General features: G+C 71.9%; 9 protein-coding genes. 3 read left to right on the top strand and 6 right to left on the bottom strand.

All coding sequences use genetic code 11. The features are described 5' to 3' along the window. Nucleotides 1–42: 42 nt before the first annotated feature. Nucleotides 43–3306, bottom strand: a complete 3264-nt coding sequence (locus ACQEVZ_RS21040; protein ID WP_433369033.1) for a GH92 family glycosyl hydrolase — start codon at nucleotides 3304–3306, stop codon at nucleotides 43–45. 239 nt (nucleotides 3307–3545) lie between these two features. Next, nucleotides 3546–6191, bottom strand: a complete 2646-nt coding sequence (locus ACQEVZ_RS21035; RefSeq protein ID WP_433369030.1) for a ricin-type beta-trefoil lectin domain protein — start codon at nucleotides 6189–6191, stop codon at nucleotides 3546–3548. Between the two features lie 187 nt (nucleotides 6192–6378). Between ACQEVZ_RS21035 and ACQEVZ_RS21030 the strand changes: the two genes are divergently transcribed. Beyond that, on the top strand, nucleotides 6379–6993 hold the full coding sequence (locus ACQEVZ_RS21030; RefSeq protein WP_433369027.1) for a DUF1349 domain-containing protein: 615 nt from the start codon (nucleotides 6379–6381) through the stop codon (nucleotides 6991–6993). A 19-nt stretch (nucleotides 6994–7012) separates the two neighbouring features. Here the strand turns inward: ACQEVZ_RS21030 and ACQEVZ_RS21025 are convergent, their stop codons facing one another. Next, the gene (locus ACQEVZ_RS21025; protein WP_433369024.1) at nucleotides 7013–9568 is read right to left on the bottom strand and encodes an Hsp70 family protein; all 2556 of its coding nucleotides are present in this window, start codon (nucleotides 9566–9568) and stop codon (nucleotides 7013–7015) included. 22 nt (nucleotides 9569–9590) lie between these two features. Then, nucleotides 9591–10235 carry a Dps family protein gene (locus ACQEVZ_RS21020; RefSeq protein WP_433369021.1) on the bottom strand — a complete coding sequence of 215 codons (645 nt, stop codon included), beginning with the start codon at nucleotides 10233–10235 and terminating at the stop codon, nucleotides 9591–9593. An 81-nt stretch (nucleotides 10236–10316) separates the two neighbouring features. On the opposite strand from ACQEVZ_RS21020, the gene ACQEVZ_RS21015 reads away from it, so the two are divergent. Continuing rightward, complete coding sequence (locus ACQEVZ_RS21015) at nucleotides 10317–11183, top strand: hypothetical protein (protein WP_433369018.1); 867 nt, start codon at nucleotides 10317–10319, stop codon at nucleotides 11181–11183. 8 nt (nucleotides 11184–11191) lie between these two features. Here ACQEVZ_RS21015 and ACQEVZ_RS21010 read toward each other — a convergent pair whose 3' ends face one another. Beyond that, entirely contained in the window at nucleotides 11192–13576 is a 2385-nt protein-coding gene (locus ACQEVZ_RS21010) for a tetratricopeptide repeat protein (RefSeq protein WP_433369015.1), read from the bottom strand. Between the two features lie 62 nt (nucleotides 13577–13638). Here ACQEVZ_RS21010 and ACQEVZ_RS21005 point away from each other — a divergent pair, with 62 nt between their 5' ends. Beyond that, nucleotides 13639–14919, top strand: coding sequence for an adenosylmethionine--8-amino-7-oxononanoate transaminase (locus tag ACQEVZ_RS21005; protein WP_433369012.1), 1281 nt, complete (start codon nucleotides 13639–13641; stop codon nucleotides 14917–14919). On the opposite strand, the gene ACQEVZ_RS21000 is transcribed toward ACQEVZ_RS21005, so the two are convergent. After that, on the bottom strand, nucleotides 14916–16289 hold the full coding sequence (locus ACQEVZ_RS21000; RefSeq protein ID WP_344503704.1) for a carbohydrate-binding protein: 1374 nt from the start codon (nucleotides 16287–16289) through the stop codon (nucleotides 14916–14918). The two genes, ACQEVZ_RS21005 and ACQEVZ_RS21000, sit on opposite strands and share 4 nt — an antisense overlap. Nucleotides 16290–16387 lie beyond the last annotated feature (98 nt).

Here is a 16387-nt window from a genome sequence, read left to right as displayed (position 1 = left end):
GGCCACCGGAGCACCGGTGGCCGCCCGTGTTTCCGGCGTCGCTCAGCCGAGCAGTTCGAGCTCCGCCAACTGGGTCTCCGCGGCCCCGTGGTTGGCCGTGATCTGCAGCCGGTAGCGCGAGAACGACGTGCCGTTGGAGATCACGAACGCTCTGGTCTGCCTGCGGTCGACGAAGTCGATGTTGGTGCGGGTGTCGACCGTCGTCCAGGTGACGCCGTCGTTCGAGCCCTGCAGGACCCAGTTCTTCGGGTCGCGGCCGGGCACGTCGTCGGCGGAGGTCAGCGTGTACTGCTTGACCGTCGCCGACGCGGTGAGCTGGCAGGTGATCGTGGCGGTGGTCGCGAAGGCCAGCCACTTGGTCATCGACGTGTCGTCGACCAGCATCGCGCGGCCCTCGGCGGTGCCGTTCTCCGCGGTCGCGGTGACGGTGCTGCCGGTCGCCTTGTCCTTGAGCTGGACGGGGGCGGCCGTGCCGGTGGTGAGCGAGCCGGGGATGTCCGAGGCGCCGGTGCCCCACGACGACGGGTTCGGGCCCATCACGAAGTTCAGCGTGCCGCCGGCGGTGAGGTCCGCGTGCGTCAGGTAGTTCTTCGTGTAGTTGACGCCGTTGAGGGTGGCGCTCTGGATGTAGCGGTTGGTGTCGCTGACGCCGGGCGCGTTGACCGTGAACGTCCGGCCGTTCTCCAGCGTCATCGTCGTCTTCGGGTGCAGCGGCGCGCCGATCGTGTAGTCGGTCGAGCCCATCCGCGCCGGGTAGAAGCCCATCGCGGAGAACACGTACCACGCCGACATCTCACCGTTGTCCTCGTCGCCGAGGTACCCGTTGCCGGTGCCCGCACCGGAGTTGTAGAGGGTGGTGAGCACCCGCCGGACCTGGTTCTGCGTCTTCGCCGGGGTGCCGGCGTAGTTGTACATGTAGAGCATGTGGTGGATGGGCTCGTTGGAGTGCGCGTACTGGCCCATGTTCGTGTCGTACGCCTCGGACATCTCGTGGATCGTCCCGCCGTAGCAGCCGGGCAGGAAGTCCCGGGACGCGGCGAGCACGGCGTCGATCTTCGCCGACAGCTGGGCCTTGCCGCCGTAGAGGTTGGCCATGCCGTTCGGGTCCTGCGGTGCCGCGGTCGCGTAGTGCCACGGCGCGCCCTCGGTGAACTCGCAGCCCCACTCGTTGGGCTTGAAGTTCGCGTCGGTGGTGCGCCACGCGCCGTTGCTCTGCTTGCCGCGGAAGAACCCGACGGACTGCGAGAACAGGTTGGTGTAGTCGAGGGCCTGGTTGCGGAAGTAGGCGGCGTCCTCGGTGTAGCCGAGCGCCTGCCCCATCTGCGCGATGCCGAAGTTGTTGGTCGCGTCCTCCAGGGTCCACGCCGCCGACTCGCCGAGGACGTCGGTCGCCACGTACCCCTTGAACACCGACGTCTGGATCGCCTTGCGGCCCTTGTTGCCGGCGCCGGAGTAGGTGCTCGCGTTCTTCACCATCGACGCGTACGCCGCCTGGTAGTCGAAGTTGCGGACGCCCTTCATGTAGGCGTCGGCGAACGCCAGGTCCTGGTTGGTGCCGACCATGATGTCGATCGAGCCGGGCCCGGTCCAGCGCGGCGTCCAGCCGAAGTTCTTGTACGCGTTGACGATGCCGTCGAGCATCTCGCCCGTCCGGGTCGGCGTGAGCAGCGCGTACAACGGCCAGACCGCGCGGGACGTGTCCCAGAAGCCGTTGTTCACGTACATCTGGCCGTCGTGGATCGTGTTGTCGTAGGGGCTGTGGTACTTGCGGACCCCGCCGACCATCTCGGAGCGGTTGTTCGGGTACATGAACGAGCGGTACATGTTCGAGTAGAACGTGACCTGGTTGTCGCTGGTCGCGCCCTCGATCCGGACCTTGCCGAGCGTGTTGTCCCAGACCGTCGCGGCCTCTTCGCGGACCGTGTCGAAGCTCTTGCTGCCGACCTCCTGGTTGAGGTTGGCGGTGGCCTGCGCGACGCTCATGAACGAGGTGCCGATCTTCAGGGTCACCTGCTCGTTGGCGGCGGTGGCGAAGCGGACCCAGCTGGTCGCGCCCTGGCCGGTGATGGTGCCCGAGGCGGCGATCGCCTTGTCCGTGGTCGCCGAGATGTACAGCGTCTGGCCGCGGTGGTTGATCGAGCCCTGGATGGTCCGGTTGGCGTTGTTGACGGTGAGCGAGCCGCTGGCGCTGTCGACGGTGTCGAACAGGATCACCGACTCCGCCGCCGACGGGAACGTGAAGCGCATGACGCCGGCATGGTCGGTCGGCGCGATCTCTGCGGTGATCCCGTACGTGTCGAGCCGCGTCTTGTAGTAGTGCGCCTTCGCGACCTCGTTGGCGTGGGTGAATGTCGACTTGCGCGAGTCCGGCGTCGACTTCACCGCGCCGGTCATCGGCATGACCTGCAGCTGCGCGTAGTCACCGATCCACGGGCTCGGCTCGTGGCTGATCGCGAAGCCCTGCACGGTCGTGGCCTTGTACTCGTACAGCCAGCTGTCGTTGTTGCCGTTGGTCACCGGGGTCCAGAAGTTGAAGCCGTTCGGGACCGTCGTGCCGGGGAACGTGTTGCCGCGCGAGTAGCTGAAGCTGGAGTTGGAGCCGCGCCGGGTGTCGACGTAGTCCGACAGCCGGGCCGCGGTGCCACCGTCGGCGCTGATCTGGATGTCGTCGAACCAGCCGCGGAACAGCCCGGTGTTGAGCGGCTGGTCGTAGGCGACCATGATCCGGTCGATCGTCTTGCCGGCCCGGACCGCGCCGATGTTCGACGTGACGTAGTTCCAGGTGTCGAAGGACAGGACCGAGCCGTTGCCCTGGAACGTCGGGTGGACCCGCACACCGTGCTGGTCCACCGCGCCGGAGTCGCGCAGGTTGGTGCCGTCGGTGAACATCAGGTCGACCGCGACGTCGAGGTGCCCGCCGGACTGGGGGTACACCCAGTAGGACAGCGTGCTGGCGGCACCGACCGGGATGTCGACGTCGAAGACCCGGTTGTACGAGAAGGACGTCGTCGCGCTCAGGTCGTTGCCGGAGTACAGCAGCGCGGTCGTCCCGGTGTGGGCCGTTCCGGTGCCCGGGATGCTCTCCATGCCGGTCAGCGCGCAGCAGTAGCCGCCGACGCCGTTGCTGTTCTCGACGCTGTTGGTCCAGGTCGGCTGCGGTTCGCCGGCCTCGAAGCTGGTCGACCAGTCGCCGGCGGCGGCGGCCGCGGGCTCGGTGAACGCGGTGGCGCTGATCAGGCTCGCGGCGAGGGCGGCCGCCGCGAACCAGGCACGTCTGCGGGTGGTGCGGGGGCGGGGGAGTGTCATGCGGCAACCTGCCGTTTCGGTGAGGGTTGTCTCGCCGCTTCCGACATCGTTGTCAGCGCGCGTGCCAGCACCAGCCGTCGACGCTGGGGATGGCGTGCGCACGCCTGGCGGGGCGGCGCTTCTCAAGGGGGCGGGACGTTCACTACGGAGATTCGCGCCGATATCGAGTTTTGTCAACTCTTGACAAATCGCGATGGCGGGGGGCGGCGAACCGCCACCCCCCGCCATATCCACGGTCGTTACTGCTTCAGGAACACCTGCGCGGCGCTGCCGTTGCAGTCCCAGAGCTGGAGCCGGGCGCCGTTGCCGGTGGAGCCGTTCGGCGAGTCCAGGCAGCGGCCCGACTGCGGGTTGCGCAGCGAGCCGTTGGGCTGCGGCACCCACTGCTGGGCCCCGCCGCCGTTGCAGTCCCACAGCTGGATCAGGGTGCCGTTGGCGGTGCCGTTACCGGTCGCGTCCATGCACCGGTTGAGCGTGCGCAGCGCGGTGCCGTCCCACGCCCAGTGCTGGTCCACGGCGTAGGGCTGGCAGCCCCACAGCTGCACGGCGGCGCCGTTGCCACCCGTGTCGTCGGCGGCCACGTCGACGCACTGGCCGCCCGGGCCGTTGACGAACGTGGCGCCGGGGGAGCCGCCGCCCATGCGGAACACCTGCGCGCCGCTGCCGTTGCAGTCCCACAGTTGCAGCCGCGCGCCGTTGGCCGTGGAGCCGCTGGGGGAGTCCAGGCAGCGGCCGGACTGCGGGTTGCGCAGGGAGCCGTTGGTCTGGGGCACCCACTGCTGGGCCCCGCCGCCGTTGCAGTCCCACAGCTGGATCAGGGTGCCGTTGGCGGTGCCGTTGCCCGTCGCGTCCAGGCAGCGGCCCAGCGTCTGCAGCGCGTTTCCGCTCCAGGACCAGTGCTGGTCGATCGCGCTGAGCTGGCAGTCCCACAGCTGCGCCGCGGAGCCATTGCCGCCGGTGTCGTCGGCCGCGACGTCGACGCACTTGCCGCCGGGACCGGTGACCGGCGCCCCGGGCGGCGGGCCGGCGGTGTTGAGCCGCTTCGAGGCCGCGATCATCTGCTGGTTCGCGGCGCGGATGCGGGCCCCGTCGTATTTGAGCACCTGCCGGTCGTAGGTCCAGAAGCCGTTGAACTCGCCCTCGACGTCGAACGGCTGGGTGTAGACCATCCCGGCCAGCCCACGCGAGTAGACCAGGTTGAGCGCCTGGGCCTGGACGGCGACGAACCGGTCGGTGGCCGACGTCCCGTTCGGGTGCGTCTCGTAGGCGAAGTACCCGCCGTTCGGGCTGTACTCGTGCCCGGGGGAGCGCACGCCGAGGCCGCCGTACTCGCCGAGGACCGCCGTGCGGGTGCTGGTCGGCGTCGGGGAGTTGGGCCCGACGTACCAGTGCCAGTCCTGGATGTCGCCGTTGCCGGGGTCGCCCTTCGAGTTGCAGCAGTTGTAGCCGCTGTGCGCGTTGACGAGCCGGGTCGGGTCCTGGTTCTTGACGTTGTTCACCACGCGGGTCGTGTCGGCGAGGTTCCACTCGCCCCAGCCCTCGTTGAACGGCACGTACACGATCACCGCCGGCGACGACCGGTGCTCGTCGACGATCTGCCCGACCTCGGTCTCCCACTGCGCGTGCTGCGCCGCGGTGCCGGGCGCCTCGCCCATGCTCGGCATGTCCTGCCACACCAGCAGCCCGAGCCGGTCCGCGTGGTAGAACCAGCGCTGCGGCTCCACCTTGATGTGCTTGCGGACCATGTTGAAGCCGAGGTCCTTGATCTTCTGCAGGTCGCCGGCGAGCGCCGCGTCGGTCGGGGCCGTGTAGAGCCCGTCGGGCCAGAAGCCCTGGTCGAGCACGCCGGTCTGGAGCACGAACTGCCCGTTCAGCGTGGGCACGAGCTTGCCGTTGACCACGGCCTTGCCGACCTCACGCATGCCGAAGTAGTGCATGGTCTGGTCCACGGTCGCGCCGGCGCCGTTGCGCAGCGAGATCCGGAGGTTGTACAGGAAGGGGTCGTCCGGCGACCACCGCCGCGCGTTGGGCACCGGGACGGTGAAGTCCGTGAAGCCGCCGGTCGCGGTGCCGACCACGGTCGTGCCGTCCATCGCCTCGGCGAGCACCGAGTGCCCGCTGACGTCGCCCCTGGTGAAGACCCGGATCCGCAACGTGTTGTTGGAGATGTTGGGGTACAGGTCGGCACTGAAGATCGACGCCGTCGGCGTCGGCTCCATCCACACCGTCTGCCAGATGCCCGACGACGGCGTGTACATGATGCCGCCCGGGTTGCGCACCTGCTTGCCGCGGGCGATGTTGAGCCCGGGCGTGTCCGACGGGTCGTAGACCCGCACGATCAGCTCGTTGGTGCCCCCGTTGAGCTGCGGCGTGATGTCGAACTCGAAGCGGTCGTAGCCGCCGGTGTGCCCGCCGACCTGCACGCCGTTGACCCACACCGTGGTCTGCCAGTCGACCGCGCCGAAGTGCAGCTGGACGCGCCGCCCGGCCCACCCGGCCGGCACCGTGAACGTGCGGCGGTAGAACAGGTACAGCCGGTTGTCGTTCGCGGGCCGCTTGATCCCGGAGAGCGCCGACTCCACGGGGAACGGGACGTTGACCCGCTCCGGCAGCGTCTGGCCGAAGACGGGGTTGTCGTTGGTGGTCGACTGGCGCAGCTGCCACTCACCGTTGAGGTTGAGCCAGTCCGGACGGGTCATCTGCGGCCGCGGGTACTCCGGCAGCGGCTGGCCGGCGAGCGCCTGGCTCGTCCACGGGGTGGTGAGGGGCGACGGCTGGGCCGGCGCGGCCCCCGCGGGCGGCGCGGCGGACACCGCCGTCCCGAGGCCGAGCACCGCGGCGAGGACTGTGGTGAGCAGCCTCCGCCGGTGACGTGATGCGGACATGAGCGTTCTCCTTGGCGGACGGAGTCCGACACCGCTGGCGGCAGGTATCGGTGGATGCTGAATTCGCATGTTAACGATGTCACACAGAAATCAACAGAACCGCTCAGGAAATAGACTCGATCCAACCCTTTGATCGGAGCCCGAACTAAGGTCCGCGAGGTCGCGGGTCTCGCGTAGCGTGGCGGGGGTGGACGACCTCGCGTTCGACGGTGTGCCGCTGCGCTTCCATGCCTCCGGGCCCCGCACCGCGCCGGCGCCCGTGCCCGTGGCCGGTGGGCTGCGGGTCTCGGGCGGGCCCGGTGCCGACCTGTTCCTGGACCCGGCCGGCGGGTCGAGCCGGCCCGACGCCGAGCGGTTCACCGCCCGCGTCGACGGCGACTTCCAGCTCAGCGCGCACGTCGAGCCGGTCCTGCGGGACACGTTCGACTCCGCGGTGCTGCTCGCCTGGATCGACGACGAGAACTGGTGCAAGATCTGCGCCGAGCTCGACCCCGAGGGCATCCCGCGCGTCGTCACCGTCGTGACCCGCGCCGGCGCCTCCGACGACGCCAACGGCTGGCCCTATGAAGGGTCCGGCATCCACCTGCGGATCAGCCGGATGGGTTCGGTCTTCGCGCTGCACGCCTCCGGCGACGGCGTCACCTGGCAGCTGGCCCGCGTGTTCGCGATGCCACTCGCGCCCGGCGCGCCGGTCGAGGCCGGGCTGCTGGTGCAGTCGCCCCGCGGGCCCGGCACGACGGCCGACTTCTCCGCCGTCAGGTTCGCCCGGACCCGCCTCGCCGACCTGCGCGACGGGTCCTGACCTCCGCGGGCGGACCCGCCTACTTGACGGTCACGTCCAGCTCGGCAACGTCGGTCGGCTTCCGAGCGTCACCCGCGATGTCGACCACGCGCAGCTTGTACGTGCCGGGCACGTACTTGAACTGGAAGCCGAGGTTACGGGCGGGCGCCAGGTTCTCCGAGCCGGACGACATCGCCTCGTTCGGCGCGCTCTTCGGGGCGACCTCGGTGCCGTCGGGCAGGCCGAGCCGGAAGTGCTCCGCGCCCACGTACAGGCTGCTCTTGCCGTTGTAGCGGATGTCGAGCTTGCAGGTGAAGACCCGGTTGTCCTTCAGCGCCTGGCCGTTGTAGTCCAGGAAGCCGCCGCGCACGTCGCAGGTGGTGAACGTGACCTGCAGGTCGTGGATCGTGACCGACTTGTTCTGCAGCACGTTGACCGGCTCGTAGGCGACGACCTCGCCGCCGCCGAGCGGGATCTTGGCCTGGGCCTCCTTGCCGTCGCCGATGAGCAGCGTGCCGGTGCCGATGCTGGCCTTCAGCGGGTCGTACACGGCGAAGGACACGTGGAAGTTGCTCTTCTGGCCGCCGGAGACCTGCGACGTCTCCTTGAACCTGCCCGAGTACTCCTGGCCGTCGATCTGGAACGCCATCCGCACGCCGTAGGACTGCACGGTGTCGTCGCCGAGGTTCTCCATCTGGACCTCGGCGACCAGCGGGTCGTCGTCGGCGTCGGCCTCGTAGGTCATCTTGCCGAAGGTGAGCTTGACCTGGCCGTACCAGACGGCCTTGTTGATGTCGACGGTCTGCTGCTTCGCGCCCGGCTTGGCGTCCTTGGTGCTGGCCGGGCCGGCCCCGGTGGCGCCGCCGCCGGTGCCGCGGTTGCCGTTGCCGGTGCTGACGGTGGGGTTGTCGACGGGCTTGTCGTTGCTCACGGCCCGGTACGTGACGACGCCGCCGATGCCGAGCAGCAGCACGAGCGCGACCGCGATGCCGATGACGAGCCCTGGCCGGGCGCCGCTCGCCGGGCGCGGCGGGGGCGGGCCGAAGGGCGTCGCCCCGGGCGGGCCGCCGGGCGTCGCCGGGCTGCCACCGTGACCGAACTGGGCGGTCGCCGGCGCCTGGCTGCCGAACGCGGCTCCGGCCATGGCACCACCACCGGGCGCGACGAAGCCCTGCTGGCCACCGGGAGGCGCGAAGCCCGGGTGGCCGCCGGGGGCGTTCAGGGGCGGGGCGCTCGCGGGCGGGCCGCTGGACGGCGGGCCGCTCTGCGGGAAGGCGTTCGGCGGGGCCGAGACCGGGGCGCCGGACGCCGGCGGGAGGCCACCGATCCAGGTGGGCGGCGACGAGGGCGACGCGGCCGGCGACATCGGGCCCGTCACGGGCGCGGACACCGGCACGGCGGGTCCGCCGCCCGCGGGCCCGGAGGCGGGCACGGCACCCATCGGCGCACCCATGCCCGGCAGGCGCGGCCCGGTCTGCGGGCCCGAGACGGGCCCCGCGACCGGCCCGGGGCGGCTCGGCATCGCGGCGATCGCGCTGCCCAGGGCCACCACCAGCTCCGGCTGCTCGATGATCGTGGGGGCGACGCCGAGCCGCTGGTGCAGCAGCGTGCTGACCATCGGGATGCGGCTCGACCCGCCGACCAGGAACAGCCCGGCGATCTGGTCGGTGCGCACGCCGGCGCGCTGGAGCGTGTTGGCGGTCAGGTCGACGGTGCGCTGCAGGTAGGGCCGCGACACCTGCTCGAACTCGGCCCGCGTGACGTGCAGGTCGACCTCGAACAGCGGCACGTGCACGCCCGCCGACGAGGTGCGCGACAGCTGCTCCTTGGCGGTGCGCACGTCCTCGCGGAGCAGGAAGCTGCGCCGCCGGGAGATGTCGTCGGTGGGGTCGGTGAGCTGCCGCCACTGCTCGGCGTTGCCCATCGCGAGGCTCTGCCCGACGTCGGCGAGCAGGGCCGCGTCGAGGTCGACGCCGCCGACGTCGGGCAGGCCGTCGCTGGCGAGGACGTCCCAGCCGCCGTCGGGCCGCCGGCGCAGGACGGAGGTGTCGAACGTGCCGCCGCCGAAGTCGTACACCACCAGGACGCCGCCGGGAGCGATCTGCCGCCCCATGACGGTGGTGAAGTAGGCGGCGGCCGCGATCGGCTCGGGCACGAGGATCGGGGCGGGCATGCCGGCGCGCGCGGCGGCGTCGGCCAGGACGGACCGGCGGTGGGTCGCCCAGTTGGCCGGATAGGTGAGCACGGTGCGCACAGGCATGATGCCGAGCACCCGCGACGCCTCGTCGGCGGTGCGCCGCAGGACGGCCGCGAGCAGGTCCGACACCGGATAGTCACGGGGGCCGAGCAGCACCGTGCCGTCGTCGATGCGGCGCTTCGGGTTGGGCTCGAAGCGGCTCGGGTCCAGGCGGGCGCTGCGCTCGGCGTCCTTGCCGGTGAGCAGGTGCCCGTCGACCTCCGCGAACACCGACGACGGCAGCAGGAAGCTCGCGTCGAAGAGCAGGGGCTGGCTGCGACCGTCGGCAGAGGTCAGCGCCGCAACCGTGTGGGTGGTCCCCAGGTCGACGCCCAACTGCGAGTCGGATTGCCTCGTCACGCCGACACGGTATCTCCTTCCATCAACGCCTGGTCCTGGTGGCTTCCTCCGTCCGGACGAGCGGGGTGTCGACGAGGTGCTCGGCCAGGAACCACGCCTGCAGCTCGCCGGTGCGGATCACCTCGGAGACCAGCATGTCGTTGGTGCCGTCGTCGCCCATCGCGCCCGTCTTCGCCGCCGCGTCGTGCGCCTCGGTCAGGATCATCTCGTGCGCCTCGAGCAGGCGCGACAGCATCGCCGGCACCTCCTCGGCCCCGTCCGGCGGCCGCGGCACCCGGGTGAGCTCCGCGACGTGCCGCGGGTCGCCGACCGCGATGCCGCCCAGGGTCTGCACCCGCTCGGCGACCGCGTCGACGAGCTCCAGCTGCTCCCCGGCGTGCTTGTCGAGCAGCAGGTGCAGCTGGTAGAAGGTCGGGCCGCGCATCAGCCAGTGGTGCTTCTTGTAGAGCGCGAACAGGATCTGGGTGTCGGCGAGGATCTGGTTGAGCCGCTCGCAGGAGTACATCCGGGTCTCCGCGGACAGCGCGACCGGGAACTGCCGTACGGTGCCGAACCGCTGGATCTCGGTGCTCTGCTGGTGCAGCCAGGGCTGGCTGCCTTTCTTCTTCGAAGCTGCCTGCGTGCTGGTTTTCGCCGTGGCTGGCGTGGTGGTTTTCGCTGGTGGCATGGTGGCGCTCTGCCCACCGCCGCCGGGGGCAACCTCACCCGAGGGCGGAACCGGAGGGTGGCCCGGTGCGTCAGAGCCGGTATGACACAGCTGCGCGTGCTCGCCGCCACCCTGGCGCTCCCCCTGTTCATGGCCGCCGCCGGCTGCGGCGCCGAACCGGCCGGCGGCGGCACCTCGGCGGGATCGTACGGCGCCGACGACCTCGTCCTGCGCGTCGACGTCTCCGGCGGGCTGGTCCCGGTCGCGATGACCGTCACGGAGGTGCCGACGCTGAGCGTGTATGGCGACGGCCGGGTCGTCACCAACGGGCCCGTGATCGAGATCTATCCGGGCCCCGCCCTGCCGAATGTGCAGCTGCAGCGGATCAGCACCGCCGACGTGGCGAAGCTGGTCGACCGGGCGGTCGACGCGGGCGTGGGCAAGCAGGCCGACTTCGGCATGCCCAACGTCGCCGACGCGCCCACCACGCACATCATGGTCCGCACCGCCGCCGGCGAGCAGGTCAGTGACGTCCCGGCGCTCGGCATCGGCGAGGACGAGCTGTCCGGCTCGCAGCGCGCCGCCCGGGACCGGCTCAAGCGCCTCGTGGAGGCGCTCACCGACCTGCCGTCGACGCTGGGCAAGGGTGCGGTGTCGGAGTCGGCGGCGTATCCGGCGGCGGGCGTCGCGGCCGTCGCCGTCCAGTGGACCGAGGCGGGCGGCGACGAGGGCCTGCAGCCGCAGGCGCCGGTGGCGTGGCCGGGTCCGGCGCTGCCCGGCGAGCCGGTCGCGGACCGGCCGGGGGTGCACTGCGTGAGCGCCACCGACGGGCAGAGCGCCCAGATCCTGGCCGCCGCCGGGAAGGCCAACTCCCGGACCCCGTGGTCGTCGGCCGGCTCGAACTGGCAGGTGACGTTCCGCCCGCTGCTGCCGGGCGAGTCCAGCTGCGCCGACCTGATCCACCGCTGAGCCGGGCGCTAGGCCACCCGGGCGCGGACCTGGTCGGCGTCGGGGTGGCCGAGGTCCTCAAGGATGGTGAGGGCGGCGAGCCAGCAGGCGCGGGCCTCCGCGTCGGCGCCCGCAGCCCGGTGCAGGTCGCCCAGGTGGGTCTGGGTCTCCGACTCGCCGTAGCGGTCGCCGATCTCCCGCCACAGCTGCAGGGCCTGCCGGTAGCACTCGACGGCCGGCTCGTGCTCGCCGAGCTGGTGGTGGATGAAGCCGACGCTGTCCCAGCTGTAGGCCTCGCCGGTCCGGTCCCCGATCCGCTGCTGCAGCTCGAGGGCCTGATGGCAGTGGTCGAGGGCCTCCCGGTGCTCGCCTGACGCGGCGTACAACCAGCCGAGGTTCGCCAGCGCCGAGCCCTGCCCCGCCTGGTCGCCGGTGGCGCGCAGGAGGTCGAGGGAGCGCAGCAGGTGCCCGATCGCGTCGCGGGGGCGGGCCTGCCGGTCGGCGATGAAGCCGAGGTTGCCGTGGACGCGGGCCCGGCCGGCGTCGTCGCCGACCTGCCCGTACCGGTCGAGGGCCAGCTCCAGGTGGGTGGTGGCGGCGTCGTAGTCGCCCATCCGGATGCAGGCCCGCCCGAGCTGGTGGGCGCTGACCGCCTCGCCCGCGGCGTCGCCGGCCCGCCGCGCGGACGCCAAGGCGACCCGCTGCGCGGCGAGCAGGTCCGGCCAGTGACCGCGCCGGTCGAGGTGGTCCACGAGCGTCCACGCGAGCCGCCACGCGTGGCCGTCGTGGCCGGTGGCGGCGGCCTCCCGGACGGCGGCGAGGAGCGTGTGGTGCTCGACGGCGAACCAGGCGAGTGCCTGCGCCTCCGTGCCGGGTGTGGCGGCGGCGGGCAGGCCCGGCAGCGGCGTGCGGTGCGGGTCGAGCAGCAGCGCCGCGGTGTGCGCGGTGTGCAGGGAGTGCTCCAGGAGCCGCACCGTGGCGGCGTCCCGGTCGGCCGGGTCGTCGAGGGTGCCGGACAGCTCGGCGGCGTACGCGCGGAGCAGGTCGTGCGCGACGAACCGGCCGGGCGCGTGCTCGGTGAGCAGGCTCGCGTGGGTGAGCTCGGCGAGGGCCCGCCACGCACCGGCCGGCTCCCCGTGGACCTCGCCGAGCAGTGCGGCCGCGGCGTCCCGGCCCACGTCGGGGCCGGGGGCGAGGGAGAGCCGCCGGAAGAGCGTGGCGGCGGGGGCGCTCAGCCGCTGGTAGGACCAGTCGAACACCGGCCGCACGCCGGCGTCGTGCAGCACCCGCTCGGTCCGCAGCTCGTGCGCGAGGACGCCGAGCGGCAGGTCCGGGTGCGCGGCGGCGCGGGCGGCCACGATCACCAGCGCGAGGGGCAGCCGGGCGCAGGTGGCGGCGATCGCGTCGACGGCGGCGGGCTCGGCCTCGACGCGGGCGGCACCGATCCGGGTGGCGAACAGCCGCCGGGTCTCCCCGGCGGTGAGCAGGTCGAGGGTGACGGGCACGGCGCTGTCGGTGGCGACCAGCCCGGCGAGCTGGTTGCGGCTGGTGACCAGGGCGAGGCTGCCGGAGCCGCCGGGCAGCAGCGGCCGGACCTGCTCCGCGTGGGCGGCGTTGTCGAGCACGACGAGGACCCGGCGGCCGGTCAGGAGGCTGCGGAAGAGCCCGATCCTCGCGTCCAGCTCCGCCGGGACCTGGTCGGGCGCGACGCCGAGGGCGGTGAGGAACGCCCGGAGCGCCTCGTCCGCGGTCACCTCCGCGCCCGCGCCGAACCCCCGCAGGTTCACGTACAGCTGGCCGTCCGGGAACCGCTCGATGACCCGGTGCGCCCAGTGCACCGCGAGCGCGGTCTTGCCGACCCCCGCGGTGCCGATGACGACGACGGTGCCGCCCCCTGGGCCGGCACCAGGAGCCCCGTTGACGGCCGCGTCGAGCCGCGCGATCGCCGCGGCCCGGCCGGTGAAGGCGTCCAGCGCGGCCGGCAGCTGGTGCGGCACGGACGGGTCGGCGGCCTGCGCCGCCGGGCCCGGCTCGTCGGCGCGGGCGTGCTCCTCGACGCGGTCCCGGGCGTCGGTGCGGGTGTGATCCTCGACGCGGTCGCGGGCGTCGGCCCGGGCGTGCTCCTCGACGCGGTCGCGGGCGTCGGCGAGCGCGCCGAGCTCCTCCGGCGCCACGTCGAGCAGCTGGACGAGCTCGTCGAAGCGGTCCGCCGGTGGGACGATCTTGCCGGTCAGGTAGCCGCCGATGCTGCCGTGGGACCAGCCGGTGCGGCCCGCGAGCTCGCGGTAGGTCAGCGGTGGCTCGCCCCGCCGCCGGGCCTGCCGCCGGCGCAGGTGCCGTAAGAGCTCGGCGAGCTCGTCGACGCTCTCGACCCTCGACGCGGTCGCCAGGACCGCCGCGCTGTCGCTGTCCATGATGGAGCGGCAGGATACCAACCCGGCACCAGTCCTCCAGCCGGCGTCGATAGGGTCGCTGCATGCGTGTCGAGGAGCTGCTGGCGTTGGACCGGGCGCACGTCTGGCACCCGTACGGGCCGATGCCCGGGCGGAGCACCCCGCTCGTCGCGGCCTCGGCGGAGGGGGTGCGGATCCGCCTGGCGGAGCCGTTCGAGGGCCACGACGAGCTGGTCGACGGGATGGCGTCGTGGTGGTCGGCGATCCACGGGTACCGGCACCCGGTCCTCGACGCGGCCGCGCTGGGGCAGCTCGGCCGGATGAGCCACGTGATGTTCGGCGGGTTCACGCACGAGCCGGCGGTCTCGCTCGCGGCGCGCCTCGTCGAGCTGACGCCGGAGCCGCTGCGGCACGTGTTCTTCAGCGACTCGGGGTCGGTGTCGGTCGAGGTCGCGGTGAAGATGTGCCTGCAGTACCAGCGTTCGCTGGGCCGCCCCGCGAAGCGCCGGCTGCTGACCTGGCGCGGCGGCTACCACGGCGACACCTTCCACCCGATGTCGGTCTGCGACCCCGACGGCGGGATGCACAGCCTGTGGACGGGGGTGCTGCCGGCGCAGGTGTTCGCGCCGGAGCCGCCGGCGGCGTTCGACCCGGCCTACGCGGCGGCGCTGACCGCGCTCATCCACGAGCACGCGCACGAGCTCGCGGCGGTGATCGTCGAGCCGGTCGTGCAGGGCGCCGGCGGGATGCGCTTCCACGCGCCGGAGTACCTGCGGGTGCTGCGGGACGCGACCCGCGACGCGGACGTCCTGCTGATCTTCGACGAGATCGCGACCGGGTTCGGCCGCACCGGCGCGCTGTTCGCCGCCGACCACGCCGGGGTCTCGCCCGACGTGATGTGCCTGGGCAAGGCGCTCACCGGTGGGTACCTGTCGCTCGCCGCGACCCTGTGCACCGCCGAGGTCGCCGACGGCATCTCGCAGGGGAGCGTGCCGGTCCTGGCGCACGGCCCCACGTTCATGGCCAACCCGCTGGCCTGCGCGGTCGCCGGGGCGTCGGTGGACCTGCTCCTCGGCGGCGACTGGCAGGGCGACGTGAAGCGGATCGAGACGGTGCTCTCCTCCGGTCTGGAGGAGGCCCGCGAGGTGCCGGGTGTCGCCGATGTACGGGTCCTCGGCGGGATCGGTGTCGTCCAGCTCGACCACGAGGTGGACATGGTGGCGGCGACGCGGGCGGCCGCAGCGCACGGGGTGTGGCTGCGGCCGTTCCGCGATCTGATCTACACGATGCCGCCGTACGTGACGACCGCTGCCGATCTGTCGCTCATCGCGGCGGGCGTCGTGGCGGCGGCTGCCGCCGGTTAGCGGCCCTGCAGCGACTTCACGTTGTCGCCGAAGGACCAGCCCTTCGAGCCGTCCCAGTTGATCGACCAGGTCATCAGGCCCTTGAGCTGGGTGTTGTACGCCTGCGACACCAGCGACGGGCTCATGTAGCCGCCACCCGCACCGGTCTGGGCGGGCAGGCCGGGGACCTGCTTGTCGTAGGGCACCCGGATCGTGACGCCCTGGATGGTGAGGCCGCTGTTGAGGCAGTTCGTCTGCACCTGGAAGCCCTGCACGGTGCCGGCCGAGTAGGAGTCACCGGCGCAGCCGTACATGCTGCCGTTGTAGTACTGCATGTTCAGCCACCACAGCCGGCCGTTGTCGACGTACTTCTTGATGATCGGCAGGTACGAGCCCCAGATCGAGCCGTAGGTGACGCTGCCGCCGGTCACGTACGCCGTCTCCGGCGCCATCGTCAGGCCGAAGTTCGACGGCATCTGCGCGAGCACGCCGTCGATGATCCGGATCAGGTTCGCCTGCGACGTCGACAGCGTGTTGATGTTGCCGCTGCCGGTGAGCCCGGTCTCGATGTCGATGTCGATGCCGTCGAAGTTGTAGGTCTTGAGGATCGGCACGATCGTCGCGACGAACCGGTCGGCGACGGTGCTGGAGCTCAGGTCGATGCCGGCCGCCGCACCACCGATCGACATGAGGATCGTCGCGCCGGCGGCCTTCGCCGCGCACATCTCGGCGGGCGTGGACACCTTGACGCCGGCGTCCATGCCGTCCTCCCACAGCACGGTGCCGTCGGACCGGATCACGGGGAACGCGGCGTTGATGACGTTGTACCCGTGCTGCTTGATCCGCGCGTCGGTGATCGGGACCCAGCCCATGCCCGGGTGCACGCCGTTCGAGGCGCCGTCCCAGTTCTCCCAGTAGCCCTGCAGGACCTTCCCGGCGGGCCGCGACTTCACCGCGCAGGTGCTGCCGCCCGGCGACGTCGACGTGGACGGGCTGCTGCTCGGGCTCTTGCTCGCGCTCGGGCTGGTGCTGGGGCTCCGGCTGGCGCTCGGGCTGGTGCTCGGGCTCCTGCTCGCGCTCGGGCTGGTGCTGGGCGTGCCGCCGGTGCACGCGCCGAGGTCCTTCCACAGCGACGGGGTCGACGCCGGGTTCCAGCCCGCACCCACGTACGCGGTGTGCGTGACCAGCGCCTGGTACAGCTTCCCGCCGTAGGTGACCTGCGTGCCGGCCGTGTAGGTGTTGCCCTCCGCCCACGCGGGCGCCGAGCACGCGACGGCGGCGGCGGCGTTGCTGGCGGCCTCCGCCTGGGTGACGGTGGCCATGACCATGCCCGCCACTAGCGTCACCGCCGCGCCGGCAATCAGGGCAAATGTTCGACGTTGCGCTCTCATAGCGAGCCCTCCACATCGATGGGATCGATGGGCAGGGACTGTATCAGTTAAGTTTCTTTCACAAAAGAAGTACCTCTATGTGCGCAGGTCGTAGCGTT

The sequence above is a fragment of the Dactylosporangium sp. CA-152071 genome, assembly GCF_050936335.1.
GTDB lineage: Bacteria > Actinomycetota > Actinomycetes > Mycobacteriales > Micromonosporaceae > Dactylosporangium > Dactylosporangium maewongense.
This window is presented reverse-complemented; position numbering and strand designations above follow the sequence as displayed.

Bases quoted from the DNA above. Each gene is read 5' to 3' on its own strand.
- ACQEVZ_RS21010 (WP_433369015.1), bottom strand. From the start codon at position 13,576: ATGGACAGCGACAGCGCGGCGGTCCTGGCGACCGCGTCGAGGGTCGAG.
- ACQEVZ_RS21020 (WP_433369021.1), bottom strand. From the start codon at position 10,235: ATGCCACCAGCGAAAACCACCACGCCAGCCACGGCGAAAACCAGCACG.
- ACQEVZ_RS21040 (WP_433369033.1), bottom strand. From the start codon at position 3,306: ATGACACTCCCCCGCCCCCGCACCACCCGCAGACGTGCCTGGTTCGCG.
- ACQEVZ_RS21035 (WP_433369030.1), bottom strand. From the start codon at position 6,191: ATGTCCGCATCACGTCACCGGCGGAGGCTGCTCACCACAGTCCTCGCC.
- ACQEVZ_RS21005 (WP_433369012.1), top strand. From the start codon at position 13,639: ATGCGTGTCGAGGAGCTGCTGGCGTTGGACCGGGCGCACGTCTGGCAC.
- ACQEVZ_RS21015 (WP_433369018.1), top strand. From the start codon at position 10,317: ATGACACAGCTGCGCGTGCTCGCCGCCACCCTGGCGCTCCCCCTGTTC.
- ACQEVZ_RS21000 (WP_344503704.1), bottom strand. From the start codon at position 16,289: ATGAGAGCGCAACGTCGAACATTTGCCCTGATTGCCGGCGCGGCGGTG.